Here is a 24638-nt window from a genome sequence, read left to right as displayed (position 1 = left end):
TGTTTTACTTTACACTAAAATTTGACATAATTGCAGTTTTATCATATTCACTTCATTTTTTAATCATATTGGTTTCACAATTGGCAAGGGTTGAAAAAATCAGCGCTTAGCTATATTCTGTAAAAGATTATTTATCAAGTAGCAGAATTGACTATGCCGCAATCTAGACCCTACCAGCCATTGCTGCTCAGGTTACTGCATGGAGTTAATGCTGCGATCGCCCTTTTAGCAATTTTGAGCGCATTTCTGGTTTACAACACCTACGATGGGCGGTTTGGCAAAGTCCCCGTGCCTCAGATTGCAGATATTATCGGGATTCACGGCACTTTTGGCAAGATGTTGCTGTTAGGAATAATGCCGGCTTTTGCATTGTACAGTTTCCACGCAGGTCAAAAACGCTTAGTGCAGCGGGATTCTTTTGGGAAACTAACGCAGTTGGGCAAACCGATGTGGTGGTACAGCTTGCACCGGATTGTGAATACGTTGATGTTGCTGGCACTGACTTTTTCGCTCGCTTCTGGCAGTATGGTTAAGGAAGAATGGCTGCCGGCTGGGGAATTGACGCAGGCTTGGTATTATTTACACGCTTCTGGTTGGGTGGTATTGGTGTTTTGTCTGGCAATGCACTTGTTGATGAGTGCGAAAGTGGGGGGTTTGCCACTAATTGTGTCGATGTTTGATGCCGCCTATCGCCCAGAGGATTCGCCGGCGGCTTGGTGGAAGAAAATTCGCTCTTTGGTCGATCGCTCTTAATGTGAAAATGCTTAATTTGAAAATGAACAGAAATATTTTATTAATGCTTGCGGAAGTCTTGGTCATGGGAGGCTGGTTGTTTGCTGTGGTTGCACCTTTATTATTTCCCTAATCCTATTATAGCAATTTTGGTTAACAAATGATCGTTAGGTTTTTAGTGAGGAATTCAGCCCTCCCTTTTATGAGGACTAAAGTCTTCACTGCAAAGCCAAATTAAGCTTTTCGCGGAGCTTGCTGGCAAGATTTGCGACGGGTTTCCCTGGCGGCAAAATGCGATATCAAAAGAGCGGCAATATTACCCTAAACTCAGCACCGCCCCCAGTTTGAGATTTATTTTGAGATTGCACTGGAGATTCAACTGTCAGCCTGCCGCCGTGCAATTCTACAATAATTTTATAGCAAACCGACAACTCCAATCCTGTAAAATTTTTAAATGATTTAGTATGGCCAAACTGGTCAAATATTCGGTGTAGAATTTCCCGTGGAATTGTGGACCCGTTGTGGGCGATCGATACAACAATAAATCTGCCTGTATATTCCTCGACAATATCGGTTTTGATTGTAATAAGTTGAGCCGAGTTTTCAATCGTTTTAACTGCATCAATAGCATTGATAATGAGACTCGCGAATACCTGGCTCAGTTGACCGGGATAACACAAAATTGGGGGCAGGTTGTGGTACTCCTTGACTACTAATATTTTTTGTTCCAGTTTGTGAGCGAGCAACACCAAAATATTGTCGATGCTCTCATTAACGTTGGCGTGTTCTTTGTTGGCTTCGTCAGGAAGTGAAAATTTTCGCAAAGCCAGGACTATCTGGCGAATGCCATCGGCTCCTATTTTCAAGAAATTGAGAATGTTCGGCAACTCTTGGCTGATAAAATCTAGGTCGCCTGTCTCTATTTTTTTTTCAATTCGCCGCCCTGGTTCAGGATATTGTTCGCGATAGAGGCGAATTATATGGAGCAAGTATTTGATATAATCGTTCAGGTGAATCAGCCGACCGTAAATAAAGTTAATCGGGTTATTAATTTCCTGGACAACCTCGGCGGCTAGTTGACCGACACTGGTCATTCTTTCGCGTTGTACTAAATGCTCTTCGGTTCTTCTGAGTTTGACTAATACTTCTTCTAAAAGTTTGAAGTTATCTTGAATTTGCCCGTGGAGTTGGGATTGGGAAATAGCGACTCCCAGTAAGTCTGCAATTGCTTCCAAAACTTCCACCTCGTCGGGAGTCGCAAACCGCCGATTTGCACAGGCGAACAGATATCCGAGCCGATTAGTCTGAGTTAATACGGGTACTGCTGCGTAGTGACTATTTGTGAGTTCGATATAGGCGTGTTCCTCAGAGGCTGTGGCATCAGCGGCGGCGGTTTTATGTAGCAGAATCGTTTCGCAGCGGTGAAGCCGTGCAGCTAAATCTCCAGAGGGCCCTCCTGGAACACCAAATATTCCCAAGCGCCCCGGCAAACCTTCCCGGCAATATTCCCAGCCAAATTCTAAAGTATCTTGTCGGGGATCGTACCATGCGAAAATTGCTCGATCGAGCTTCAGTAAAGTACCGAGTTCGTCTACTGTAGTTTGGAGGATGCGATCGAGGTGCAAGCAAGCGCGAATGCGGCCGGTCAAGCGGTGGAGAAGGGCTTCTGTGCGTCTGCGAATGCAATTTAGGGCAAACAGCTTGAGCGCCACAATTGCTGCGAAAATAGCTGCGGCTGCAAGTAGGCCGGCGGCTACTGCTAGTATCTTGAAAGGAAGGAGTTCTTTTTCGACATTTTCGCGGGGAATTACGAGGGCTAGCGACCATTCAGCTTGTTCTAATGGAAGATAGGCAACATAAACTCTGGCGCCGTTGATTTGAGTCAGCACAATGCCCGTTTTTTGATAAACCATCTCCCGGGCTACATTTGCCAAATTAGCCTCTGCAGACTCTAAAAGACTGGGAGCCGAATTGTCGATATTTCCGATTAATCCAGCGTCGGGATGCACAATCGGCACTCCTTGAGAATTCAGAACAAAAGCGTAAGTTCCTGCGCCATATTCCAGCTTTCCTACTACTTCGGCAATTCGGTCGATGCTAATGACGCCGTTCATTACTCCGATCGGCTTTTGTGCTGTTTTATCAATAGAATTTGCCGAATTTGACCACACCGGAGCCGAAATGGGAACAATACTTTGTCCTTTGAGCGTGCGAGAAATGGTAGGATCGGAAACATAGACTTCCCCAGCCATTGCCTTTTTGAAGTGTTGGCGGTCGCTCACAGTAATCAACGCTCTGCCGACTTTTGTGGTGAAATAAGAACCGTTGGGCTCAATTAATGCGAAGTGCTGAAATTCTTGCAGTCGATTTACTTCCGATTTTAAATAAGGCTCTGCCACTGACCAATTCATCGAACGAACGGGAGGAGTGTTGGCGAGGATTTCGATCTCAGCCTTTCTAGTGCCGAGCCAGCGATCGATCTTGTTGGCTCGATCCCTAACTTCTAAGAAAGCATTTCGCTCGCTTTTGGTGATAATCAAGCGGTGAACGCTTTGATAGCTAATACAACCAGTGATGCTAGCTGCCAGAACTGTTCCCCCCAAAATTAAGAGCGCAGTTTGGTACCCAAGATGGTATTCGCCCTTTAATCTCGCTGGCAATAGTCGAGTTAATTTCCACCACTTTACTCTCGCAAAGCTTCGCATGGTTTGACCAATTTGTGAGATTGAAATTCTTAGCTCACCTACGATCTACTCGCCCGCCTGCCAGTAGTCTTAAACTACTAGCATTCAATAATTGCGGGGATTTTTTAATTTTTTCCCGCCGAGCGGCTCCTCTCGTTTCCGGTTGCACTCCTTATGATATAAAGGACACGGCGCCGTGCCGTTTCCCTACCCAGATTAATTGTAGGGACACGGCGCCGTGCCGTCTCGAAAGCGGTGGGTAATATTAATTCCGATGCTACCCGATTTGATATTACTTTGTTAAACAGGAATAATATCATACCACATTTTTGAAAAATAAAAAAAATTATTAACTACTTAATTCTTTTTTACAGTCGTTAATAATTAATGTTATTTAGGTGATGTGAGCAGTAGACTTTTTAGGTTGAGATGTTTGGTGTTTGTCTTAATCAATAGTCCAGGCTGTTTTTAGTTTGTAATCTGAAACCCTAGATTTTCCGTTGATACTTCGATTGCCGAATTGCCTTGAAACCCTTATTCTATGCTTGGTAATCAAAAACCGTCTGCAGTATTGCTTAATAACGACATATTAAAAGTTTTTTGTTCATTATTAATGAAGGAAAAACTTGTTATATCTTTAATTTACATCTCAACAATCAAAACTATTTTCGGTGCATCCGCTGGCTGAGGCACTGTTAAATTGCCCCAGTTGCGGGATTTGTTTAAAGAACCTTGTGAGTGTGTTCGTGCTGTTTCACATTGTCTTCAGTGCGAATGACGCGCTCGGAGTTGAGCACTCTTTTACGTTCTAAGGAATAAGTAAAGTCGTTGCGAACTGTTCCCAAGGGAATGTGAAGTTGAGCTTGGGGGCGGATTTTGTAAGTGCGGGCAGCGGCGATCGCCCGAAAGGCAAATTCTTCGCTAAACTGAGCTGATGTCGGGAATTCGGGTAACATTTTGGGTGTTTCGCCGTCGAGCACTGCTCCCAAAGTCGTCCCGCAAATCATTAAATAAGATGTGGGAATTCCCTTCAAAATTGCTTCTAAAGCTGCTGAGGGAATAGCTTCGATTACTTGCACTTCAAAAACTTCGCCTTCTTCTTTAATGAAGCAGGTAGCTACACCGACTGCTATGTAGTCGTCGGTGCAGAGATCGGGAGCGTTGGGATAAACTGTTGCAGTCGTCATAAGAAAAGCTTGGTAGTGTGGAAACCGGGAACGAGAAATTCAGCGATTTTAGATTTGAGATTTTAGATTTTTTCCACGGTTTTTTTCGGGAATTTTACCTAAAAAATCTCAAACCGGCTGTTCTAATACCTAAAATTTTTGGGTTAAGCTCCAAGGAGCAGATCGCACGAGTGTGTCGATCGTACCACATTAAGGTAGATGCCGGATGATTCGGCAATGATTCCCCGCCGCTACGACGTTTGCGGGAATATCTTTGACAACAACACTGCCCGCGCCGATCGTGCTATTGTCGCCAATAGTGACTCCCGGGCAAATAATACTGCCGCCGCCAATCCAAACATTATTGCCAATATTAATTTCAGCGGCGAGATCGAGGCCAGAAAGTCTGATTTCCGGATCTGTGGGGTGAAAAGCAGTGTAAATTTGCACGTTGGGGCCGCACAGCAAATTTTCGCCGATGTTAACTCGATTGCAGTCGAGAATCACGCAGCCAAAATTCATGTACAATCCGTTTCCCGCATAAATATTGCTGCCGAAGTCGCAGTAAAAAGGCGGCTCGATTTCAACTTTGGGGCCAACTGCACCGAACAATTCTGCGAGAATTTCTAACCGTTTGTCTGGTTCGTCTTCGCGGGTAGAATTGTAAGTTCTGGCGAGGCGGCGAGCTCGTTGGCGCTCTAAAATTAATTGCTCATCAGCAGCTAAATACAATTCGCCGGCGAGCATTTTTTGTTTTTCGGTTTTTTCCATAAGAATAGGCGGTTGTAACCGCCACTATACAAACTTTCCTCGCTCTTTAACAGACGGAAGAATAATGTCGGGTGCGTCAGGGCGCACCTTACCGCTATAATTAGCGCGTCCGATCATTTTTCGATGTTGCAGCAGACATTTATTAGGGTTCAGCTTTTGACTGCAAACAAACAGCTAAATCCAGATTGGCTAATTGCTCAAAAGCTCGATCGATCGATCCTTTTCCCCGCAAAAAACCAGTATTTGCACCGGGACAAATATACTGTAAAGTTTCCGGCGAAAATCGATCGATAATTGACTTCACGCTGTTAATTTGCCGGGGCCAGTGAAAAGTTTTTGGCGTCCACAGCGGTACTGGGGCGGCTTCTCGGTTAGGGAGCAAATGCCTACCCGAAAACAGCACTCCACCGCTGCCACTATGATAAAGGCAAGAGGAACCAGGAGAATGGCCAGGAGTCCAAAATGCTTTGATTCCATCGCTCAAAACAAATTCTCGCTCAAAAACCGTTACCTTCAAACCCGGCAGTAAATAAGCTTCCTGCTCTTGAATCAGGATCTCGCACCCCGTGGCTTCCTGAATCTCCCGCGCCTTGGCGATAGCGCCGCGGTGAGTGAGAAACAGCAGTCGCACGCCGCCGTGTTCCCGCAAAAATGTTTGGTTAATCTCATCCCAAGCGGGACAATCCACCAGGATGTTAGTTTGGTTTTCTACAATGAAATAGGCTGTTGCACCCAGAGTTTCCCGGTTAGGCGGGAAAGCAAGGATATTGTCGAGCACGGGCCTGGGTTGTTTGGAGACTAAACTCTGTTGTTTCAAGGAAGTATTTCAGAAGGGAATGGGATAAATATTATGTTCTTTTTACTATGGTTGTTCGTATTGGGGCTGATATCGTACTACTTGTTGCAGAACGGCACCAGCCGCATCACCCGGACTCCGATATGGCTGCTGTGGCTGGTAATGATGGCGCCCGCGCTGATTTGGAGTGGTTGGATTTTAGTTTACGGTACCAGCAAAACTGTACCGCCTGAGTTGGTAATTATACCTTTTCTGGTTTGCCCTTTTTTGTATTGGTTTTTGGTACAGTTGGGGCGCAAGAAAATTACCGCCGAAACTGCTGAGCAGGTAGCAGACTCTGCGACTGAACCTGTTAAGCCAAAACCGCCCGTGCGCCCGATAGATGCAGCGGAAGAAGCGAGTTTGCGCGATTGTTTTCCTTGGTCAATTTACTTTCTGCGAGATTTGGAATTTCGGCCGCAGGCTGTAATTTGTCGCGGACAGTTGCGGACGAACCCGGAGGCGGCTTATCAGGCCATTCGGGAGAATGTGGAGAGGCTTTTTGGCGATCGCTTTTTAGTAGTATTTCAAAACAGCTTGAGCGGTCAACCTTTTTTTGCTATAGTTCCCAATCCCAGCCACCAATCAGGGGAAACTCCGGTCAAAACCGAATCTGTAACCCGGCCATTTTTTGCATTAGCTTTGCTGCTGATCACGGTGTTTACGACTACGCTTGTCGGGGCGCGAATTGCCGGAGTTACTGAACAAGCTTTGCAGTCCAACTCATCAATGTTGCTCCAGGGTTTGTCTTACTCACTGGCTCTAATTACAATTTTAGCAATTCACGAATCCGGCCACTATTTAGCTGCCCGATTCTACAAAATTCGCACGACTTTGCCTTATTTTATCCCGATTCCTTTTTTCTTGGGAACTTTTGGGGCCTTCATTCAAATACGGAGTCCAATTCCGAACCGCCGAGCTTTATTTGATGTTAGCATTGCCGGCCCCCTTGCGGGTTTAGTTGCGACAGTGCCATTATTAATTTGGGGTTTGAATCATTCGACTATTGTACCGCTGTCTGACAAGTCTGGAATGTTAAATTTTGACTCTTTCAAACCCAGTTTTTCGCTGCTGATGACTTTGTTGAGCAAGTTAACCTTGGGCGGCGCGTTGAATGCTGAAACTGCGATCGATTTGCATCCGGTAGCGGTGGCGGGTTATTTGGGTTTGATCGTGACGGCGTTTAATTTGATGCCGGTGGGACAACTCGACGGCGGGCACATCGTACACGCGATGTTCGGCCAGCGAGCGAGTATGGCGATCGGGCAAGTTGCTAGACTTTGTATGTTGCTGCTTTCTTTTTTGGAACAGGGTTTGCTGCTGTGGGCGATTATTTTGTTTTTGACGCCACTAAACGACGAACCGGCGCTGAATGATGTTAGCGAATTGGATAATCGCCGGGATTTTTTGGGGTTGTTGGCTATCGGGCTTTTGTTAATGATTTTGTTGCCTGCGCCCAGGGTACTGCTTGAGTGGTTAAATGTTTAGAAGGAAGAGGGAAGAAGGAAGAAGGATTGATTTATCTAGGAGAAAATGAAGAAGGAATAAGTAAGAAAAGAGAGGTTCACAAATTATCCAATGGTTGCTATATTAGGACTGCGGCACGGGGGTGAGAAACCCTGTTTCTTCCTAGATACTTCTCTACAAAACCGCTATTTACCCAGAAACCGGGTTTCTAAGGCGTAAGTCCTGTATACAAACGAGTTTAGCATCTGTCAACTCGCTTTCTATCTCGAAGTAATCTAGAGTTTCAGCGACTTATCTGAAAAATATGCCTTACAAATCCTTTACTTTCCAACAATTAAAAGAGCGATTTGGATTGGAACCGTCACTCAGTCCTATTTTGAGTTCCAAGATTGTTCCTGTAGAACCCTCCGAATGGCTTTGGAGAACCCTCGAAATTAGTTCTAACACTGCGGTTACAACTGCAAAAGAACGTTCCGAACGGATTATTTCTCCTCTTTTGTTAGAATTTAGGGAAAGGAACAACAGACAATTTTCTATTTTTTCTGGTTGGTCGTTTGATGTAGATGTTGAGCAGGGATTGAATGGGGAATGCGACTTTCTATTATCTTCCGTGCCGTTTGATTTTGAAATTAAAGTTCCGGTTTTTGCATTAAGAGAAACGAAAGGTCCAAAAATAGAATCTTGTCTGCCACAATGTGCAGCACAAATGGTAGCGGCTCAGCTATTTAACGAACGCGAACACAATTCCATACCTGCCGTATTTGGATGCGTAACTACTGGCGTTGTCTGGCGGTTTCTTAAATTAGATGGAAATAATTTAATTATTGATGCTGATGTTTATTGTGTCGATAATGTTCCTATGATTTTAGGTGTGTTGCAAACAATCGTTAATTTATACCAATAATTTGACAACTGTAATAAAATAGGTTTGTAGGGAAAATTCCGTTATTTGGGCAAACTTAATTATATTTTTTACCGGATGCGAAAGCGAAAAATTTTGACCGAAAATCAAATAATCTAGCTCTACAAATGATCGCAATTACTCCAAAACAAATAGCGCTAATTCCGATTTATCGCGAGAAGTGGCGACAAATTGGACTTTCGATAAAACCAGTGGATTGCCCGCAAGCGACAGCGGCCATCAATACCGCCTACCACATCATCGGCTGTCCTGAACCGGAAATTATTTTCTGTGACAGCCCTTACATAGCTTTGCAAGCTATTGAACCGCTAAGGATACGCGATTCGGGTCTGGGAATGGCCAGCGAAATCAGAAACAAAATTCATAATGAATTGTACGATATATTAAGAAGTCAACTCGACAGGGAACTGGAAAATCAAATTTACAGCAAACTCTATAATCCGTTGTACGCTCAACTGATGAATCAACTGCACCTTCATGTTAAAGACGAAGTTTACGTCAAATTAGCAAGGAAGTTGGGCGGGAGATTTCAGAGATTCCCGATCGATCACGCTTATCATAATAACAGCATCGTTTCCGAACTGTCAGCCTGTCACGGAAGTTGGGTGGATTTTTGTATTAGTGTGTTAAATTTGGAGTACGATCGCTCTTTATATTCAGCCTTTCAATTTTTAGTGGAAAACTGCGGCTGGATTTACCCGTTTGAGAAAATGTGCTTTGTGTGCGATCGCCCGCTCCAACTTCATTTTGATAGTGAATATTTGCTCCATGCAGAAGGTCAACCAGCGGTTGAATTTGCTGACAAGTTCACTTTATACTCTTATCGCGGCGTCCGACTGCCGGAAATAATGGGTCAAGTTCCGCCACAGTCTTGGCAAGCTTCATGGCTGTTAACAGAACAGAATGCCGAAGTGCGGCGAGTTTTAATTCAGGCGATCGGCTATCCGAGAATTTGTCAAGAATTGCAAGCAACTGAATTGGATTCTTGGCAAGAATATACTTTGTTGAAAATTGACAATAATATTGACATAGAGCCAATTTATTTGTTAAAGATGACTTGTCCGAGTACGGGACACCTTCATGCCTTGCGAGTGCCTCCAAAAGTCGTATCCGCTAAAGAAGCGATTAGCTGGGTAAATTGGGGAATAGAGCTCGAAGAATTTCAAGTGCAAACTTGATAGGAAAGTTTAGAGTGTTGAGTGGGCGAGTTGACAGTGAAAGAATTACAGCGCCACAAAACCAGCGTTCTGCACAAGTCCAGAACAATTAAAAAATGTAGAATTGCAGCCACCGCTTGATACTATGTACTCTGGCAGCTAAAACCCACAACTTCAAATCGACATGAGCCAGCATTCAGACCGCATTGCCCCTCACGGCGGCACCCTGGTCAACCGCATTGCCACACTAGACCAAAGACAAGAATTTTTCGACAAAGCAGAAGTCTTGCCGCGAGTCCAGCTTTCGGATCGATCGATCTCTGACCTGCAAATGATCGCCATCGGCGCCCTGAGTCCCCTCAAAGGGTTCATGAACGAAGCTGATTATCGATCGGTCGTCAAACAAATGCGCCTCTCCAACGGCCTGCCGTGGTCGGTTCCCATCACCCTCTCGGTCTCCCAAGCAGTCGCCGACTCCCTCAAAGAAGGCACTTTAGTGCGCCTCGACTCGCCGGCGGGCGAATTTGTCGGCCTCTTGGAACTTGCAGAAAAATACCACTACAGCAAAGAAGAAGAAGCCCTCAACGTCTACCGAACCGACGACATCAAACACCCGGGCGTCCTGGTACTAGACAAATCCGGGCCCGTTAACCTCGCAGGCGATGTTTTGCTGCTGGAACGCGGACTAGACCCCCGGTTTCCCCAATACCAAATTGACCCGGCGAAATCGAGAATGCTGTTCACAGAAAAAGGATGGAAAACCATAGTCGGTTTCCAAACCCGAAACCCCATCCACCGCGCACACGAATACATCCAAAAATGCGCCTTAGAAACAGTAGACGGCTTGTTTCTGCACCCGCTAGTCGGGACGACAAAAGAAGACGACATCCCGGCTGATGTGCGGATGCGCTGCTACGAAATTCTGCTAGAAAAATACTATCCAAAAGATCGCGTAATTTTGGCAATTAATCCGGCGGCGATGCGCTACGCCGGGCCGCGAGAAGCAATTTTTCATGCTTTAATTCGCAAAAACTACGGCTGCACTCACTTTATCGTGGGGCGCGATCACGCTGGAGTGGGCGATTATTACGGCACTTACGATGCCCAATATATTTTTGACGAATTTGAGCCGGGAGAATTGGGAATTGTGCCGATGAAATTCGAGCACGCTTTCTATTGCACACTGACGGAACAAATGGCTACAACTAAAACAAGTCCCAGCACTCCCGAACAACGGGTGCATTTGTCGGGAACCAAAGTGCGGGAAATGCTGCGCGCTGGTAAATTGCCGCCGCCACAGTTTTCCCGGCCGGAAGTTGCAGCAGAATTAGCCAAGGCAATGAATATTTTCAATTACGAGATTTAAATCTTGAACATTGGTGGGGGCGACCTTCTGCAGAGTTTATAATTTTGAGTTTTGAGTTTTAAATTGGAAATTTTCAACTTAAAGCTCAAAAGTTAAAACTAAAAAACTTCCTTAAAACTAAACACTCACAATCTAATTAATTCCCCTAAAATTATTGAGGGGAATTTAACTTAAAATTCAAAACTTAAAATTCAAAGCTATTTAAAAATGGGACTCAAGCGGCGGGAATTTTTGCAGCAAGCTGGCCGGGTGCTGGCCGCCATCGGCATCAGCGAGGCTTTGTGGCTGCCGTTGGGCGATCGCTACCTCCAAGCCTTAGCGCAGCCGACAGCCAGGAAATTGGCTTTGTTGGTTGGCGTTGACAAATATCCAGATTCGCCCCTGCACGGCTGCGTCACGGATGTGGAATTGCAGCGGGAACTGCTGATATATCGGTTTGGGTTTGTGCCGTCGGACATTTTGACTTTGACTGACGCTAAAGCTACGAGGGAGAATATCGAGACGGCGTTTGTAACTCACTTGAGGGAACAAGCAAAACCCGGTGACGTGGTAGTTTTTCACTTTAGCGGCTGCGGTAGTCGAGTCAGTTTGGCCGAGTCTCCGGGAATAATGCAAAACAGTTTGGTGCCGGCGGATGATATTTTGCCGTTGTTAGCAAACCGGGCGGTGAACGATATTTTAGAGGAAACGCTGTTGCTGTTGATGCGATCGCTCGCCACAGAAAATGCGATCGCCATCCTCGACACCAGCTACCACTATCGGGGTTTTCCCACAAACGGCAACTTTCGCATTCGCTCCCGCCCCCGCCCCACCATCGGCGAGCCTCGCCTCGCAGAATTAACGTTCGCTCAAGACCTGCGCTCACGCACAAATCTCCGTCCTGCGGCCACCATACTTGCCGCGGGTGCGAATTCCCAACTCGCCGCCGAACAAGAGTGGAACGGATTTACCGCAGGTTTGTTTACCTACGCCCTCACCCAAACTTTGTGGTGGGCAACTCCCGCTAGCAGCTTCAGCGTCAGTTTCAGTCGGGCGGGGGGTACAGTCGAGCAAATGACGGGGTTATCGCAGCAACCGCAAATTCTCAATCACGATTTAACAACCGCGTCGGCGGTGAATTTTTCAAATTTAATCTTGAATTCGCCTGCATCTGACGGCACTGTGACGGCGGTGGAAGAGGGGGGCAAAACTGTGCAGTTGTGGCTGGGCGGGTTGTCGCCGGGGGTTTTGGAGTGCGGCGCGGGTTCTGTGTTTGCTGTGGATTCCTCCGAGGGCGCGAGGCTTTTGCTGCGGGGACGCACAGGCCTTTCTGCTAAAGCCCAAGTTGTAGACGGGTTCGATCGAACTTTCGGCGAATTAACAGTCGGCGAAGTGGTGAGGGAAGAAATTCGGGTATTGCCGCGAAACATCGGTTTGACAGTAGCTTTGGACTCTGGTTTGGAACGCATCGAGCGGGTGGACGCTACCAGCGCCTTTGCGACTGTGCCGCAAGTTTCGGCCGTAGGCAGCGAGCAACCGGCTGACTGTCGGTTTGGCAGAGTCCCGGAAACAAATTTAGCCGAAACAGTCTCGCCTCACGAGCCTGCTTTGTATCAAAGCCGTTACGGTTTGTTTTCTTTGGCTCAAATGCTGATTCCCGATACTGAGGGCGATGGGGGAGAAGCAGTCAAGGTGGCGGTGCAGCGCTTGACTCCGCAGTTGAAAGCGCTGCAGGCTGGGAAGTTGCTGCGGCTGACAGTCAATGAGGGGTCTTCGCGCCTGAAGGTGCGGGCGGTTCTGGCAACTACCGCACCCCAAGCGCGGGCCGTGGCACAGCGGGAGCCGGTGCGGGCACAAAAGTCTTACCGCCTGGAACCGCTGACCGGGGAAAGCGAGAAATCAGCCAATGCTCATATACTAAGTTTGGGCAAAAGCAGCCGAATTCAGTGCAGATTGTATAACGACAGCGATCGCCCGGTTTACTTTGCGGTGTTTTGCACGGACAGCGCGGGACGGCTGTCCGTGCTCGGCGTTGAGGGCAAAGATGCTGTGGGGGGAATGTCGCGGGCGATCGCTCCTGGGGAGAATGTGACCGTGCCGGCGGCTGGGGCGATCGGGTGGGCGGTATCTGGGCCGATCGGACTTGCGGAAACTTTCCTTATATTTAGTGAGAGTCCCTTCGCTCAAACTCTGGCTGCAATAGAAGCCGAAATGCAGCAAACGAGGGATGCCCTGCCAATTCGAGTGTTGTTGAATCCTTTAAATGTGGCGCGGGCGGTACTCGAAGATTTGCACGCCGCTAGCATTCCGGGGGTGCAGAAAGTGGGGATATCAACAGATGATTTGGCTTTGGATGTGAATGTTTGGGCAACTCTGAGTTTTGTTTATCGGGTGGTGTAATTGTTAAAAACTCCTCGATCGTAGTCCGCGATTTCCATCGCTTTTGACCTCAAACTACACCAACGAAGTCCACCTACGCAAGACTGAGAAATCGTATCAAATTGGGCTTAAATACCCCATTTATCTCGCTTGTCCCTATGATCTATGACGAAAGTTTCACTTGCAGAGCGGTTTCAACCGCCGAATCAGAAAGGAGGTGGATTTCGGCGGATTTGGTATAATAAATCAAGACTGATAAAGCTTTTCTACCATTTGAGCCAAGCGTTTCATGGCAGTTTCAATCTCATCATTTGTTGCAGTCAAACTAATGCGTAAACACTCGTGTTTGTGCTGCCAATCTTCCCGCAAACCAGGGAAGAAAGAACTTCCCGGCACGACTATTACGCCAACTTTCTTCAACTCTTGATACAGTTCCCAATCAGTCATTGGCAAATCTTTCAGCCACAACCACGCGAAAATTGCTCCTTCGCCCCGGTGCAAAAACCACGGCAAATCCTTTGGCATTGCTGGTTCAAGAGTGCTTTCTACGATCGCAAATTTGCTTTGATAGTACGGGCGAATTACGTTGATGGAAATATCGGCAAGAGCGCCGGAAGCAATGGCACGAGTGGCGATCGCCTGTCCGTATCTCGGCGAATGAATGCACATATTGGTCTGAAAACATTCTAATACTTGAATGAGTTTTTCATCGCCGATCGCAATTCCGATTCTTTCTCCCGGTAATCCGGCTTTCGACAAACTCATACAGTGCACGATATTGCCCCCAAAAATCGGCGTCATTTCGGTAAAATTCAAGGACGGGAACGGAGGGCCGTAGGCGGAATCAACGAACACCGGCACGTCGAAAGCAGCCGCTAAATCGGCAATTTTCTTAACTTCGTCGTCGGTGAGAACGTTGCCGGTGGGGTTGCAGGGACGGGAAAAAATGACGCAACCGGTGGTTTGGTCGATCGACAGTTGGCTGAAATCCGGGCGGTATTTGAACCTGTGGGCGGCTGCATCAATATCGAGGGTGGGTTTGCAGGCGACTACCGCTTCGGGAATCAAGCTAACGCCGCCGTATCCCGTGTAGTCTGGGCTCAGCGGTAAAACAATATTTTTAAGCTGTTTGCTAGTAGTGTAGCCGCCGAAAGCGTTGGCTGCGTAGAAATAGATCGATTGACTTCCAGGAGTAATAAGGATATTGCGATCCGTCAAACTCAGTCCGTAACGCTGGTTAAAATCCGTCCGCACCGCATCAATCAACGGCTGATAACCTTGACTCGAACCGTAGCGACAAACAACCTCGCCGTATTCCGGGCTCGCCAAAAGTTCCGCAGTGCAGTCGCGCCACAACTGCTCGACTTCCGGCAAAATCACCGGATTTCCCGCGCTCAAATTGATAAACTCCTGCCCGCTGCCGGCTCTGAGAGTTTCAATAATATCTTTCATAATTGCCCGAACTCCCGTGAGGTGGGACATCTGAGCGCCAAATTGAGTCAGGGCAGGGTTCATAGCAAATGCAGCGACAATGATAGAAGTTTACAGTTTACCCATGATAACTCCAGTCGCAGGCGTTAGCGTAGCTGGTCTGGGACATGGGTTGTCGATCGAGTGTCTGACTAATTCAATAAACTCGATCGCACAGCATTTTGTTTTTTCCCCTGTGCGCCCGCCGGAGTATAAGATTGTGGCGATTTGTGGAGTTCGATCGATCAAACAGTGTTTTTAGCCTAAAAATTAGCGAACAGAACAGCAATCTCTAATTTAATAGTTGTTGTAAGATTTCACGCCGTGGGGCCAGATGAATTGCCGATACTTGACAACAACCATTGGAAAAATCTAAAATTAGCCGTAAAACCCGATCGCAACAGAATTTTATTGGCTCCGGTTAATGCTATAATTGCTGATTTAATCCAGCCTCAAGCATCAGATTTGTTGCTAGCTCATTATCAGGATTCGCGGTTTGCTGACAGCGGTGCATTTCATCATCAATCCGACTCAAGCCTAGATAGATCGTAACATCACCCTTTGAGTGGCGTTACATCAACAATTTGTCAATCAAAATCCAAATTAACTGCTGTAAAATTTAACAAAACAATGACACACTTTCCACTTACAGAATACGATCAACTGACCGATCCTAAAGCCAAAGCAGTGTACGAAGAAATCTTGACAGACTTGGGGTTTGGCATCGTCCCCAACCTGTTCAAGTCAATGGCAATTAACCCTGATTTATTAGAAGCAAATTGGAAAAAATTTCGGGGAACAATCCTGCAAGGAGACTTACCCCGCACGCTTAAAGAAATGGTCGGTGTCGCTATTTCCCAATCAAATAATAGCGAGTACGCTCTCCAAGTTCACCTGCACGGATTGTCAGCCTTGGGGATGAGCGAAGAACTACTGCGAACCCTAGTGTCTGACTTTGCCAACTGCCCTTTGCCAAAACGCGATAAAGCCATAATCACTTTTGGCTTGATGGCTGCTACAAAACCCCTGGAAATGACAGAATCTGATTACCAAAACCTGCGGGATTTAGGACTTGATGATGCGGAAATATTTGAGATTATTGCTACAGCAGACTTGTTTAGCTTTGTCAACCGATATACTGATGCAATAGCCCTCGAAATAGATGCTTTGTAATCTATATTTTATACCCATATTATGGGCGATCGGCTAGAAGATCAAGATCGAGAAGAACTTCTGTTGACAGCCCGCCGTTTGTTAGCAGAAGCTCAAGCGCTTTCCATCCGCATTTCCGCTGTCAACGAAGTGGCTACTGCTATTAACCGCACCCTAGATATCAACCAGATTTTGCGGGTAGTAGGCAAGCAAGCCAAATGGCTGCTCGACTTTGAACACTGTAGCGTTTGCCTGCACAGCACTAAGGCTTGCACGACCTTATTTGGCCCGCATATCCCTGTAGATATTGCAGCCCTCCCAGAGGGCGGCCCTATTCACAAGGCTTTCAAAACACGTCAACCTCAATTAATTCAAGAAGCCGGTGCTACTGCTATTTTGTCCCCCTACGCTTCGCAAATTATCATTCCTTTGGAAAGCGAAGGTAAGGTTTTAGGAACAATTAATTTTGCCACAACCAAGCCGCGAGCTTATACTCTAGAAGACTTGCGGATTGGCTATCTTTTGGCTTTGCAACTATCCTCAGCCATCCGCAATGCTGAACGTTTTAAAGAGATAAATAGGGTGTATTCCGAGCTCGATGCCGAAAAGCACAAATCTGACCAGTTACTGTTGAACGTGCTTCCGGTTGAAATTGCCGAGGAACTCAAAAATAACGGCAAAGTGGAACCACTTTATTATGATAACGTATCGGTTTTATTTACTGACTTTAAAGGCTTTACTCAGTTATCTGAAAAAATGAAGCCGCGAGAGTTAGTTGACGAACTAGACTATTGTTTTTCTTATTTCGATCGCGTGATGGATAAATACTCTATGGAAAAATTGAAAACTATTGGCGACAGCTATATGTGCGCGGCGGGAATTCCTACCCCTCGCCCAACACACGCCTTTGACGCTGTAGTTGCTGCGATAGAAATTCGACAGTTCATGGCTCTGCGAAAAATACAGAAAGCTCAACAAAATATCCCTTATTGGGATATCCGAATTGGCATTCATTCAGGCCCAATACTTGCGGGGGTAATTGGCAATAAAAAGTTTTCCTATGATGTCTGGGGAGATACAGTTAATACTGCATCTCGGATGGAATCTTCCGGCGTACCTGGAAATATCAATATTTCTCATGCAACCTTTGAATTAGTTAGAGATTTTTTTGAATGCGAATACCGAGGAAAAATTTATGCTAAAAATAAGGGCAAATTGGATATGTATTTGGTTCGCCATCTTAAATAAATTGGGGAATGGCTAATTGCTAAGGGAGGATGGCTAAGCGAGCCGTTATTCTATTTTAGATTTTAGATTTTAGAATGGGGAATTTGGAATTACTGATTACTAAGCTGAGGTGCATCTAAATTTGACAATTAAATTCGAGTAAATTCGTGTGGGTGGGCGTCCCGCCCGCCCAAAAATATAATTTAGATGCGTAGCAGCTTACGACGGTTTGGATCACTGGCTTACAGTTGCAGTTTTTTTACTGGTGTTAGATATGCAAATAAAACTCAACTATGAACTGAGAATATATCGCTCGAAGTTCTTTTTTTATAGTTGGGTATTGTATCGCAGTGCGCCAAACTATATTAAAATGATCGAGTTGTATATTTTATATTTTAATTATTTATGCGTATTTGGCAAGCCGATTTTTACCGCCGTCCTCTCCAAGACGAAACTGGTAAACCACTCTGGGGACTCTTAATTTGCGACTCGGAAGGTAGTTTTCAATTTAGTGCTGTTTGCCGCCAAGGGGACGCAAATTCTAATTGGCTAGCTTCGCAGTTGCAGCAGCAAGCTCAAACCCAAAATTTGCCCGACTTGATTCAAGTATTTAGACCTCAGTCTCTGGGCTTAATCGAAGCTGCGGGCAAAGTTTTGGGTGTCAAGGTAGAAGCGACTCGGCGCACTGCGGCTCTGAAATTGCTGCTGCAACAACGCGCCAAAGAATATTCTAGTATGCCTAATTATACAGGTGAAACTTACAGTCCGATCGCCCTCGACTCGCCGCCGCCCGTACCCTTACCCGAAAACCTCTGGGGCGATGGCTGGCGTTTTGCTTCCCTACCCGCCGGCGACATTGAAGATGCTTTCCAAGGGCGTCCCCTGCCAATTTTGGAAATGCCAGAATTGCTGTTACCGCTGAATTTGGGCTTGGCATCAACAGTACCCGTACCGGGAGTTGTGATTGACGGCGGGCGCCAGTCTATGCGGTTGGCTAGATGGCTTCAGGATGCCAAACCTTTCGCTTTGAATTATATTGCTGGAGAACCAGACGGATTGATATTAGAAGCTGGGTTAGTAGATAGGTGGGTTGTGGCTACTTTTGAAGATAGTGAGGTGAAAGCGGCGGCCCAAATTTACCAACAGCGCAAGCAATTAAGTAAAGGATTACATTTTTTGTTAGTCCAGCCCGATGATAGTGGCATGACTTATACAGGCTTTTGGCTGTTGAATTTTGATCGATAATATCTAAATAATATTATTTCTGAGGTCGATCGCGCCCCGAAAAATAGTAAAACTCGGCCCCAACTCAATTCCAGCATATACAACAGACTCAAACACAAATTTTAAAACAGCTTCTTGAGTTAGCAAGAGATTGTGCTGCAAATTTATTCTACAACTAAAATCAATCCGTTTTGGATGCCCTGACAAACTCGGTTGATGTGACACTGGTCTTTTTCGTTAAGACCTTTCTGGGCTAGCATGGCTGATTTCAGCAGCCGTCTGTCAAGGGGGGTAATTTGACGAAAAGCAAAGATGCGCTGGACGATCGCCTCGATCGAGATTTTGGGGAGGTTAGCAGAGCTGACTGTCATGGTCTTAACACGCTAAAAATAAGTAACAGAACTATGTACCTTTATTTTTAAAGATTTTGTGAAGGCATTTTGTGATTAAGATCACATATATTTAGTGACAAAATAGTGTATGTAGGGTGACTGTTGTCACCAAATCTTCAATTATCTTTACCCCAACTTAACGATGGCCCGATAGAATCACTGTGGTAAAACTCCAGCAGAGGGTAAAAATGGCACAAGCAAAAATCGGAATTATCGGCGGCAGCGGTTTGTATAAAATGGAGGCCCTCAAGGATATTGAAGAGGTGAAAATTGATACACCTTTTGGAGCGCCATCGGATGCCGCAATTGTGGGAACATTGGACGGTACGCCAGTAGCATTTCTGGCTAGACACGGCCGCAACCACACTTTTTTGCCCTCAGAAGTGCCGTATCGCGCAAATATTTATGCAATGAAGAGTTTGGGAGTTGAGTATTTAATCTCAGCGTCGGCGGTTGGTTCTCTTAAAGCTGAGGCGAAACCTTTAGATATGGTAGTGCCCGATCAATTTATCGATCGTACAAAAAATCGAGTTTCTACCTTTTTTGGGGAAGGAATTGTTGCTCACATCACATTTGGCGATCCGGTTTGCGGCGAATTGGCTAAAGTATTGGCAAGTGCGATCGAATCGTTGAACCTGCCCGACGTTACCCTCCACCGGGGCGGCACTTACGTCTGCATGGAAGGCCCCGCATTTTCTACAAAAGCAGAATCCCACCTTTACCGCAGTTGGGGGGCGACAGTCATCGGCATGACAAATTTGCCCGAAGCAAAATTAGCCAGAGAAGCAGAAATTGCCTACGCAACTTTAGCATTAGTCACAGACTACGACTGCTGGCATGAGGATCACGACAGCGTAACTGTAGAAATGGTAGTTGCCAACTTGCACCGCAATGCAGCAAATGCCCAAAAAGCCATTCAAGAAACAGTACGGAGGTTAACAGAAAATCCCCCCGTTTCAGAGTCGCATTCAGCTTTGAAATATGCTATTCTGACTCGGCTGGATCAAGTGCCGGCAGCAACTAAGGACAAAATGGGTTTGCTATTGAAAAAGTATTTGTAAAACGAACCGCGAAGACGCAAAGAGCGCGAAGGAAAAACAGCCTCTCTTCCTTCGCGTCCTTAGCGTCTTCGCGGTTCATTTAATCTTACGACCTATTCGTTATCCTATAGTTGACGATTATTTCTGAAGGATTAATTTATCAACTGCTTGAATGCGTCGTGTTCGCGAATCTTCTCCAAATCAGCTTCACTTTTTGCCAACTCTTTACACACATTCGGATTGAGATTGAGGGCGCGCTTTAAATTTTCAATTGCTAATTCAATTTTACCTTGTAGGGCATAACATCGGGCTTTATTATACCAAATTCTGTAAAAATCAGGCCGGATTTTAGCAGCATTGTCGTAGGAAGCGATCGCAGCTTCGTATTTTTGCAATTTGGAGAGTGCAACGCCTCGATTGTTCCAAGCGTCAGTATAATCATTTTTAATTTGTAGGGCTTGATTGTAAGAAATTACTGCTTGTTCGTACTCCTGCATTTTGGAAAAAGCAACGCCTCGGTTGTTCCAAGCATCGGCGTAATCGGGTTTGGCTTGAATTGCTTGTTCGTAACAGCCGATCGCCTCCTGGTACTTCTGCAACTCCAACAATACCACGCCTCGATTGTTCCAAGCATCGGGATAATTCGGACGAATTGTAGTAGCTTGTTCGTAAGAGGCGATCGCCTCTGGATACCGCTGCATTCTCGTCAGCACTACTCCTCGGTTATTCCAAGTATCGGCTAAATCCGGCTGAATTTGCAGGGCCTGATCGTAAGCTGCGATCGCATCTTGATAACGGTTTTCAAAGAAACAAGCATCTCCCTGTTTAGCATAGTCGGCGGCTGTCAATAACTGTTGGTAATTTCCGTAGTTAACCGGAGCAAATTCTTGAATTTGGGCATCGGGAAATAACAAGTCTGTTTCTGCATCCGCCGCGTGACTTTTGTGTTGAATTTCGCCTAAGATACTTTCAGCGTCCGAAATTAATAATTTTAATTGAGAGATTGTATCGTAATGGAGACTTTCAATTTCTTGGCGGGCAATTGTTGTCTGCTTGGACAATTTGCTCAACAGAAACCAAACCCCGACTCCGGCTGCTGTCGGAAACAAAGTTAGGGCAAATATCAGCCCGTTCAGCAGTACCGCGGTGCGCCCAAAAGCAATGTCAACTTCTTCTTGAACTCGATCGCGAATTTCTTCTTTAAGTGGCTGCTGTGAGAATTGCTGCTGAACCAACAGTGCCGGCCTCGGTTCCGAGGCAGAAACGCTACTGGCGCAGACTAGAATAGTTGAAAGGGCGATCGGGCTAATACTTTTTCTAAAGATACTTGACAAACGCATTGCCTTAGTGATACGCACCTGAGTTGCGATTTTCATGTGTCAAGAGATGCTGATAACGATGATCCCAGACTAGCCCATTTGTTCATAAACTATTAAATACAGGATATCTGTTGTGCAGTCCCCTCCGATCAAATTGCTGACGCAAGAATTGCTAGACGAAGTTGCCGCTTCCTCCCGGCGCAGTCCCCGCCAGCGACAAAACTACAATTTCCACGATTTGTCTGAAAAAGTGCAGCGGTTTGTCAACGTGCTGCAACCGGGCACTTACGTCCGCCCTCACCAACACCTGCGCCCGCCTGCAGTTAACGGTTTTGAGTTTTTTGTGGTGATTCAAGGCGAAGTCGGTATTGTTATTTTGAACGAAAACGGTCAAATCCTGCGCTCCTTGCGAGTCAGCGCGGCCGGCCCGACTCGCGCTGTCGAACTGCCAGAGGGTACTATTCACACGTTAGTAGCTTTGACACAGGATACTGTGATTTTGGAGTTTAAGGAAGGGCCTTACGACGTGGGGGCGGATAAAGACTTTTTGGCAGGTTTTCCTGCTGAAGGAACTGCGGCGGCGCGAGAATTAGTCCTGATTTGGGAAGCGGAATTTAACACTTGAGTAATGACTGTTGACTGTTAAATGTTGACTGTTGACTGTTAAAAATCTAAAATCTAAAATCTAAAATCTAAAATCTAAAATCGATGGGCTGATTACTAATTACTGATGAATCTAATTGTCGTCATCCGATTGTATAAATCGGGGGCGGTGCGAATGATTTTTCTCAGGAGCTCATCAGTCACCCAAAAGACGAGGGGAAACGAAAATGTTTTGCTGAATTCACTGCATAGTAGGTTGGTAGAAACGAGCAATCGATCGATCGCCTCCACTGATTCCAAACCGAGGAGCATTAAAGCAGGAGGCTTTTCGCCGTCTATTTCTGCTGCAATTGTCCTGTAGAGAGTTGTCGCCGATTTGGGCAAAAACAGTTGATGCGGTTTCACGGGACAATTTACTTGCAGGCGATCGACTATTTGCTGCCGTAAAGTTAGCGAGTTACAGTTGACTAAAACGAAAGAAAAGTAACCTTGGGAAAGACGGAGCGCCCGCATTAAAGTTGAGAACGACCGCTCGTTATATTTAGCTGAGTCGTACTTAGCTGCATCGTCTTTAGCTGTATTTTCTGAGCTTTGCTCGATAAACATAAATTGCATATTTTTTATCTAGTTTTAGAGATTTTCTAGATTAAATGATGTTTCTAAAGAAAATATGAAGATCGGAAATTTATTTTTCCTTTAAAAACTTTTGCAAACTATACCATGGTTTTAAATTAATATCAATAGTCTGATCGAAATAGTCCGATCGACAGATTTGGCTTGAACCACTCAAAAAACACCTGCGACGGCACAACAAAATAAAAGCCGAAGGAAGGAAGAAGGAAGAAGCATACTTCGCAAGGGTTTCAGCAATTAATAACGTTCTAAATATCTGGCACGATTGCTAGATAAAATGTAATTAAAAATACAAAAAAATCACCGGAAATTCTCAGCCAGCGGCAAAGTAAACCAAAAACTTGCCCCTGCACCGGGAGTGCTAATTACCCCTATTTGGCCGCCGTGAGCACCAATAATTTGCCGACAAAGATATAGACCCAAACCCAAACCGACGGAGTGTCGGGATCGATCGCCCCTAACGTAAAGGTCAAAAAGATGTTCGCACTGTTCCGGCAATATTCCCACCCCGTCATCTTCAACGGTACAGTAAATCATTCTACTTCCGGAATTGAGAATTGGGGATTGGGGATTGGTAATGGGGGATTGTGGATTGGCAATCGGTAATTTGTGGATGTCTTGTTTTGCTGTGCTTTGATTTATAATTAATTTTCCCCCATTGATTACTTGAGCCGAAATTGTTAAATTCAATCCTGGCAGATTGTGTTTTAAAGCATTAGCAATTAAATTAGAGAACACACGCCACAACTGAGTTTTGTCAGCATTCACCGCTGGCAAATTATCAGGTACCAAAATTTTAAAAGTAGCTTTACCCTCATTCATTAAAGGCTCCAAATCTGTCGCAGCAGCTTCAACTACCGCCCTCAAATCAACCGATTCGCAGTGCAAAACCAAACCGCGCAATTCTCCGGCGTGAACTTCCAACAGCGAATTGATCAAGCGCAATTGCTGCTCGCTACCTTGAATCATCCGCTCCAAAATAGAACGGGGAATTGCGATCGAATCCCCGGTTTTCGTCTGCCAATTTTTCAGCACCATTAACATTCCCGCCACCGGGTTTCGCAAGTCGTGAGAAAGAGCGTGGATAAACATCCGCAGCGATTCTTGTGCCTGTTTGCGCTGCGTGATATCCTCAATTAAACCCTCATAATAAAGCACGGCGCCGCTGCTGTCTCGTACCGCCCGCGCCTTCTCAGAAATCCAGACTATACTGCCATCTGAGCGGTAAATTTTAGATTCAAAATCCGATACTGTGCCGCTTTCCTCGATCGATCGCAAAAACTCATTTCTGCGAGCCGGATCGACGTACAACTGCCGCTCAATATCAGTAAACTTGGTCGTCACTTCTTCCGGGGAATCGCAGCCGTAAATTCGCGCCAAAGCTGGATTTGCAGTAATATAACGCCCATCGGGAGTGCTTTGAAAAATTCCCTCGTCGGCATTCTCAAAAATGCTGCGGTACTTCGCCTCCGCTGCCTCCAACTGCTGGTAAGCAGATTCCAACTCACGCCTCGTACTAAACTCTTTCCGTTGCAGACATTCGTACCAATAAACCGACAAATCGCAAATCAAACAAAACCAAAACAGATATAAGTACAACCCGGTCAACTTAAAAGGAGTATACTTAGCAAAACTTAGATTTAAAACCAAATTTATCCCGACGTGGCAGCACAAAACGCCGAGTTGAGAAATCAGGTGGAGGCGCCAGCGGACGGGCATCAGCGTAGCTTGGATCAGAAACGCTAAACTCCAGGTAAAAATTGGTAATTCTCCGGCTTGTGCGACAGCTAACCCAAGCTGTACAATTACCGTCAGCGACCACGAAAAACCCAAAAATAGCAAACCGGGATAGCGCTGTCCGAAGGAGGTTTTTTGCAACACAAAACAGGTCAACAAACCCAATTCTACAGCAGCGCTCGTGTACAAATAAACACTTTCAAACTCCTGGCGAGCGAACAATCTTTCGCCCAGAAAATAAACCGTTATTGTGAAGGCAAAAAAGATGGCAATTCCGACAGCAGGGCGCAGCCGATCGCGGAGGAAGCGATCGCGCCACACCTCGTAAACCGTTAACGCCTGAACGGATTTTGCATTGCCCAAATAGTTCATAGCATTTTAGA

At 45.9% G+C, this 24638-nt stretch carries 23 protein-coding genes; 13 read left to right on the top strand and 10 right to left on the bottom strand.

Annotation, left to right across the window (positions count from 1 at the left end; translation table 11 throughout):
- Positions 1-153 precede the first annotated feature (153 nt).
- The gene (locus QUA27_RS19130; protein WP_333069747.1) at positions 154-753 is read left to right on the top strand and encodes a cytochrome b/b6 domain-containing protein; all 600 of its coding nucleotides are present in this window, start codon (positions 154-156) and stop codon (positions 751-753) included.
- Positions 754-1031: 278 nt separating this feature from the next.
- Here the strand turns inward: QUA27_RS19130 and QUA27_RS19125 are convergent, their stop codons facing one another.
- From QUA27_RS19125 to QUA27_RS19110, 4 genes are all read right to left on the bottom strand, one after another.
- On the bottom strand, positions 1032-3392 hold the full coding sequence (locus QUA27_RS19125) for a cache domain-containing protein (protein WP_333069746.1): 2361 nt from the start codon (positions 3390-3392) through the stop codon (positions 1032-1034).
- 746 nt (positions 3393-4138) lie between these two features.
- A complete protein-coding gene (locus QUA27_RS19120; protein ID WP_333064027.1) occupies positions 4139-4603 on the bottom strand; it encodes a hypothetical protein in 465 nt (154 codons plus the stop codon).
- A gap of 189 nt (positions 4604-4792) precedes the next feature.
- Positions 4793-5353 carry a sugar O-acetyltransferase gene (locus QUA27_RS19115; RefSeq protein ID WP_333069744.1) on the bottom strand — a complete coding sequence of 187 codons (561 nt, stop codon included), beginning with the start codon at positions 5351-5353 and terminating at the stop codon, positions 4793-4795.
- Between the two features lie 142 nt (positions 5354-5495).
- Complete coding sequence (locus tag QUA27_RS19110; RefSeq protein ID WP_333069743.1) at positions 5496-6170, bottom strand: MBL fold metallo-hydrolase; 675 nt, start codon at positions 6168-6170, stop codon at positions 5496-5498.
- Positions 6171-6203: 33 nt separating this feature from the next.
- Between QUA27_RS19110 and QUA27_RS19105 the strand changes: the two genes are divergently transcribed.
- The 5 genes from QUA27_RS19105 to QUA27_RS19085 all read left to right on the top strand — a co-directional run bounded on the left by QUA27_RS19105 (position 6204) and on the right by QUA27_RS19085 (position 13479).
- Positions 6204-7676: a site-2 protease family protein gene (locus QUA27_RS19105; RefSeq protein ID WP_333069742.1), complete on the top strand. Its 1473-nt coding sequence runs from the start codon at positions 6204-6206 to the stop codon at positions 7674-7676.
- Between the two features lie 283 nt (positions 7677-7959).
- Positions 7960-8559, top strand: a complete 600-nt coding sequence (locus tag QUA27_RS19100; RefSeq protein ID WP_333069741.1) for a hypothetical protein — start codon at positions 7960-7962, stop codon at positions 8557-8559.
- 125 nt (positions 8560-8684) lie between these two features.
- Entirely contained in the window at positions 8685-9755 is a 1071-nt protein-coding gene (locus QUA27_RS19095) for a DUF6745 domain-containing protein (protein WP_333069740.1), read from the top strand.
- A gap of 163 nt (positions 9756-9918) precedes the next feature.
- Positions 9919-11100, top strand: a complete 1182-nt coding sequence (gene sat, locus QUA27_RS19090) for a sulfate adenylyltransferase (protein WP_333069738.1) — start codon at positions 9919-9921, stop codon at positions 11098-11100.
- 207 nt (positions 11101-11307) lie between these two features.
- The gene (locus QUA27_RS19085) at positions 11308-13479 is read left to right on the top strand and encodes a caspase family protein (RefSeq protein ID WP_333069737.1); all 2172 of its coding nucleotides are present in this window, start codon (positions 11308-11310) and stop codon (positions 13477-13479) included.
- A gap of 225 nt (positions 13480-13704) precedes the next feature.
- On the opposite strand, the gene QUA27_RS19080 is transcribed toward QUA27_RS19085, so the two are convergent.
- Positions 13705-14973, bottom strand: a complete 1269-nt coding sequence (locus tag QUA27_RS19080) for a valine--pyruvate transaminase (RefSeq protein WP_333069736.1) — start codon at positions 14971-14973, stop codon at positions 13705-13707.
- A 16-nt stretch (positions 14974-14989) separates the two neighbouring features.
- Here QUA27_RS19080 and QUA27_RS19075 point away from each other — a divergent pair, with 16 nt between their 5' ends.
- The 5 genes from QUA27_RS19075 (at position 14990) to QUA27_RS19055 (ending at position 18552) form a co-directional block, all read left to right on the top strand.
- Positions 14990-15190: a hypothetical protein gene (locus QUA27_RS19075; RefSeq protein ID WP_333069735.1), complete on the top strand. Its 201-nt coding sequence runs from the start codon at positions 14990-14992 to the stop codon at positions 15188-15190.
- A gap of 62 nt (positions 15191-15252) precedes the next feature.
- The gene (locus QUA27_RS19070; RefSeq protein ID WP_333069733.1) at positions 15253-15480 is read left to right on the top strand and encodes a hypothetical protein; all 228 of its coding nucleotides are present in this window, start codon (positions 15253-15255) and stop codon (positions 15478-15480) included.
- A 78-nt stretch (positions 15481-15558) separates the two neighbouring features.
- Positions 15559-16101, top strand: coding sequence for a carboxymuconolactone decarboxylase family protein (locus tag QUA27_RS19065; protein ID WP_333069732.1), 543 nt, complete (start codon positions 15559-15561; stop codon positions 16099-16101).
- 21 nt (positions 16102-16122) lie between these two features.
- Positions 16123-17328 carry an adenylate/guanylate cyclase domain-containing protein gene (locus QUA27_RS19060; protein ID WP_333069731.1) on the top strand — a complete coding sequence of 402 codons (1206 nt, stop codon included), beginning with the start codon at positions 16123-16125 and terminating at the stop codon, positions 17326-17328.
- A 384-nt stretch (positions 17329-17712) separates the two neighbouring features.
- Positions 17713-18552 carry a Tab2/Atab2 family RNA-binding protein gene (locus tag QUA27_RS19055; protein WP_333069730.1) on the top strand — a complete coding sequence of 280 codons (840 nt, stop codon included), beginning with the start codon at positions 17713-17715 and terminating at the stop codon, positions 18550-18552.
- 3 nt (positions 18553-18555) lie between these two features.
- On the opposite strand, the gene QUA27_RS19050 is transcribed toward QUA27_RS19055, so the two are convergent.
- Both QUA27_RS19050 and QUA27_RS19045 read right to left on the bottom strand, forming a co-directional pair.
- Positions 18556-18693 carry a hypothetical protein gene (locus tag QUA27_RS19050; protein WP_333069728.1) on the bottom strand — a complete coding sequence of 46 codons (138 nt, stop codon included), beginning with the start codon at positions 18691-18693 and terminating at the stop codon, positions 18556-18558.
- Between the two features lie 2 nt (positions 18694-18695).
- Positions 18696-18902: a hypothetical protein gene (locus QUA27_RS19045; RefSeq protein WP_333069727.1), complete on the bottom strand. Its 207-nt coding sequence runs from the start codon at positions 18900-18902 to the stop codon at positions 18696-18698.
- A gap of 209 nt (positions 18903-19111) precedes the next feature.
- Between QUA27_RS19045 and QUA27_RS19040 the strand changes: the two genes are divergently transcribed.
- The gene (locus tag QUA27_RS19040; protein ID WP_333069726.1) at positions 19112-19984 is read left to right on the top strand and encodes an S-methyl-5'-thioadenosine phosphorylase; all 873 of its coding nucleotides are present in this window, start codon (positions 19112-19114) and stop codon (positions 19982-19984) included.
- Positions 19985-20115: 131 nt separating this feature from the next.
- Here QUA27_RS19040 and QUA27_RS19035 read toward each other — a convergent pair whose 3' ends face one another.
- Complete coding sequence (locus tag QUA27_RS19035) at positions 20116-21339, bottom strand: tetratricopeptide repeat protein (protein WP_333069725.1); 1224 nt, start codon at positions 21337-21339, stop codon at positions 20116-20118.
- A gap of 76 nt (positions 21340-21415) precedes the next feature.
- On the opposite strand from QUA27_RS19035, the gene QUA27_RS19030 reads away from it, so the two are divergent.
- Positions 21416-21907 (top strand): WbuC family cupin fold metalloprotein, encoded by a 492-nt coding sequence (locus QUA27_RS19030; protein WP_333063677.1) that lies wholly within the window; start codon positions 21416-21418, stop codon positions 21905-21907.
- 95 nt (positions 21908-22002) lie between these two features.
- Here QUA27_RS19030 and QUA27_RS19025 read toward each other — a convergent pair whose 3' ends face one another.
- Positions 22003-22500 carry a hypothetical protein gene (locus tag QUA27_RS19025; RefSeq protein ID WP_333069724.1) on the bottom strand — a complete coding sequence of 166 codons (498 nt, stop codon included), beginning with the start codon at positions 22498-22500 and terminating at the stop codon, positions 22003-22005.
- A gap of 318 nt (positions 22501-22818) precedes the next feature.
- Positions 22819-24627, bottom strand: coding sequence for a PAS domain-containing sensor histidine kinase (locus tag QUA27_RS19020; protein WP_333069722.1), 1809 nt, complete (start codon positions 24625-24627; stop codon positions 22819-22821).
- Positions 24628-24638: the final 11 nt, after the last annotated feature.

It is taken from the genome of Microcoleus harperi Pol14_C6 (assembly GCF_036701295.1).
In the GTDB taxonomy this organism is placed as follows: Bacteria; Cyanobacteriota; Cyanobacteriia; order Cyanobacteriales; family Microcoleaceae; genus Microcoleus.
Note: the sequence above shows the minus strand (reverse complement) of the source record. Positions and strands in the feature narration are given on the sequence as shown.

Coding starts and splice junctions, on each gene's coding strand:
- QUA27_RS19130 (WP_333069747.1), top strand. CDS start 154: ATGCCGCAATCTAGACCCTACCAGCCATTGCTGCTCAGGTTACTGCAT.
- QUA27_RS19120 (WP_333064027.1), bottom strand. CDS start 4,603: ATGACGACTGCAACAGTTTATCCCAACGCTCCCGATCTCTGCACCGAC.
- QUA27_RS19115 (WP_333069744.1), bottom strand. CDS start 5,353: ATGGAAAAAACCGAAAAACAAAAAATGCTCGCCGGCGAATTGTATTTA.
- QUA27_RS19105 (WP_333069742.1), top strand. CDS start 6,204: ATGTTCTTTTTACTATGGTTGTTCGTATTGGGGCTGATATCGTACTAC.
- QUA27_RS19100 (WP_333069741.1), top strand. CDS start 7,960: ATGCCTTACAAATCCTTTACTTTCCAACAATTAAAAGAGCGATTTGGA.
- QUA27_RS19095 (WP_333069740.1), top strand. CDS start 8,685: ATGATCGCAATTACTCCAAAACAAATAGCGCTAATTCCGATTTATCGC.
- sat (WP_333069738.1), top strand. CDS start 9,919: ATGAGCCAGCATTCAGACCGCATTGCCCCTCACGGCGGCACCCTGGTC.
- QUA27_RS19085 (WP_333069737.1), top strand. CDS start 11,308: ATGGGACTCAAGCGGCGGGAATTTTTGCAGCAAGCTGGCCGGGTGCTG.
- QUA27_RS19080 (WP_333069736.1), bottom strand. CDS start 14,973: ATGAACCCTGCCCTGACTCAATTTGGCGCTCAGATGTCCCACCTCACG.
- QUA27_RS19075 (WP_333069735.1), top strand. CDS start 14,990: ATGATAGAAGTTTACAGTTTACCCATGATAACTCCAGTCGCAGGCGTT.
- QUA27_RS19065 (WP_333069732.1), top strand. CDS start 15,559: ATGACACACTTTCCACTTACAGAATACGATCAACTGACCGATCCTAAA.
- QUA27_RS19060 (WP_333069731.1), top strand. CDS start 16,123: ATGGGCGATCGGCTAGAAGATCAAGATCGAGAAGAACTTCTGTTGACA.
- QUA27_RS19055 (WP_333069730.1), top strand. CDS start 17,713: ATGCGTATTTGGCAAGCCGATTTTTACCGCCGTCCTCTCCAAGACGAA.
- QUA27_RS19045 (WP_333069727.1), bottom strand. CDS start 18,902: ATGACAGTCAGCTCTGCTAACCTCCCCAAAATCTCGATCGAGGCGATC.
- QUA27_RS19040 (WP_333069726.1), top strand. CDS start 19,112: ATGGCACAAGCAAAAATCGGAATTATCGGCGGCAGCGGTTTGTATAAA.
- QUA27_RS19035 (WP_333069725.1), bottom strand. CDS start 21,339: ATGAAAATCGCAACTCAGGTGCGTATCACTAAGGCAATGCGTTTGTCA.
- QUA27_RS19025 (WP_333069724.1), bottom strand. CDS start 22,500: ATGCAATTTATGTTTATCGAGCAAAGCTCAGAAAATACAGCTAAAGAC.
- QUA27_RS19020 (WP_333069722.1), bottom strand. CDS start 24,627: ATGAACTATTTGGGCAATGCAAAATCCGTTCAGGCGTTAACGGTTTAC.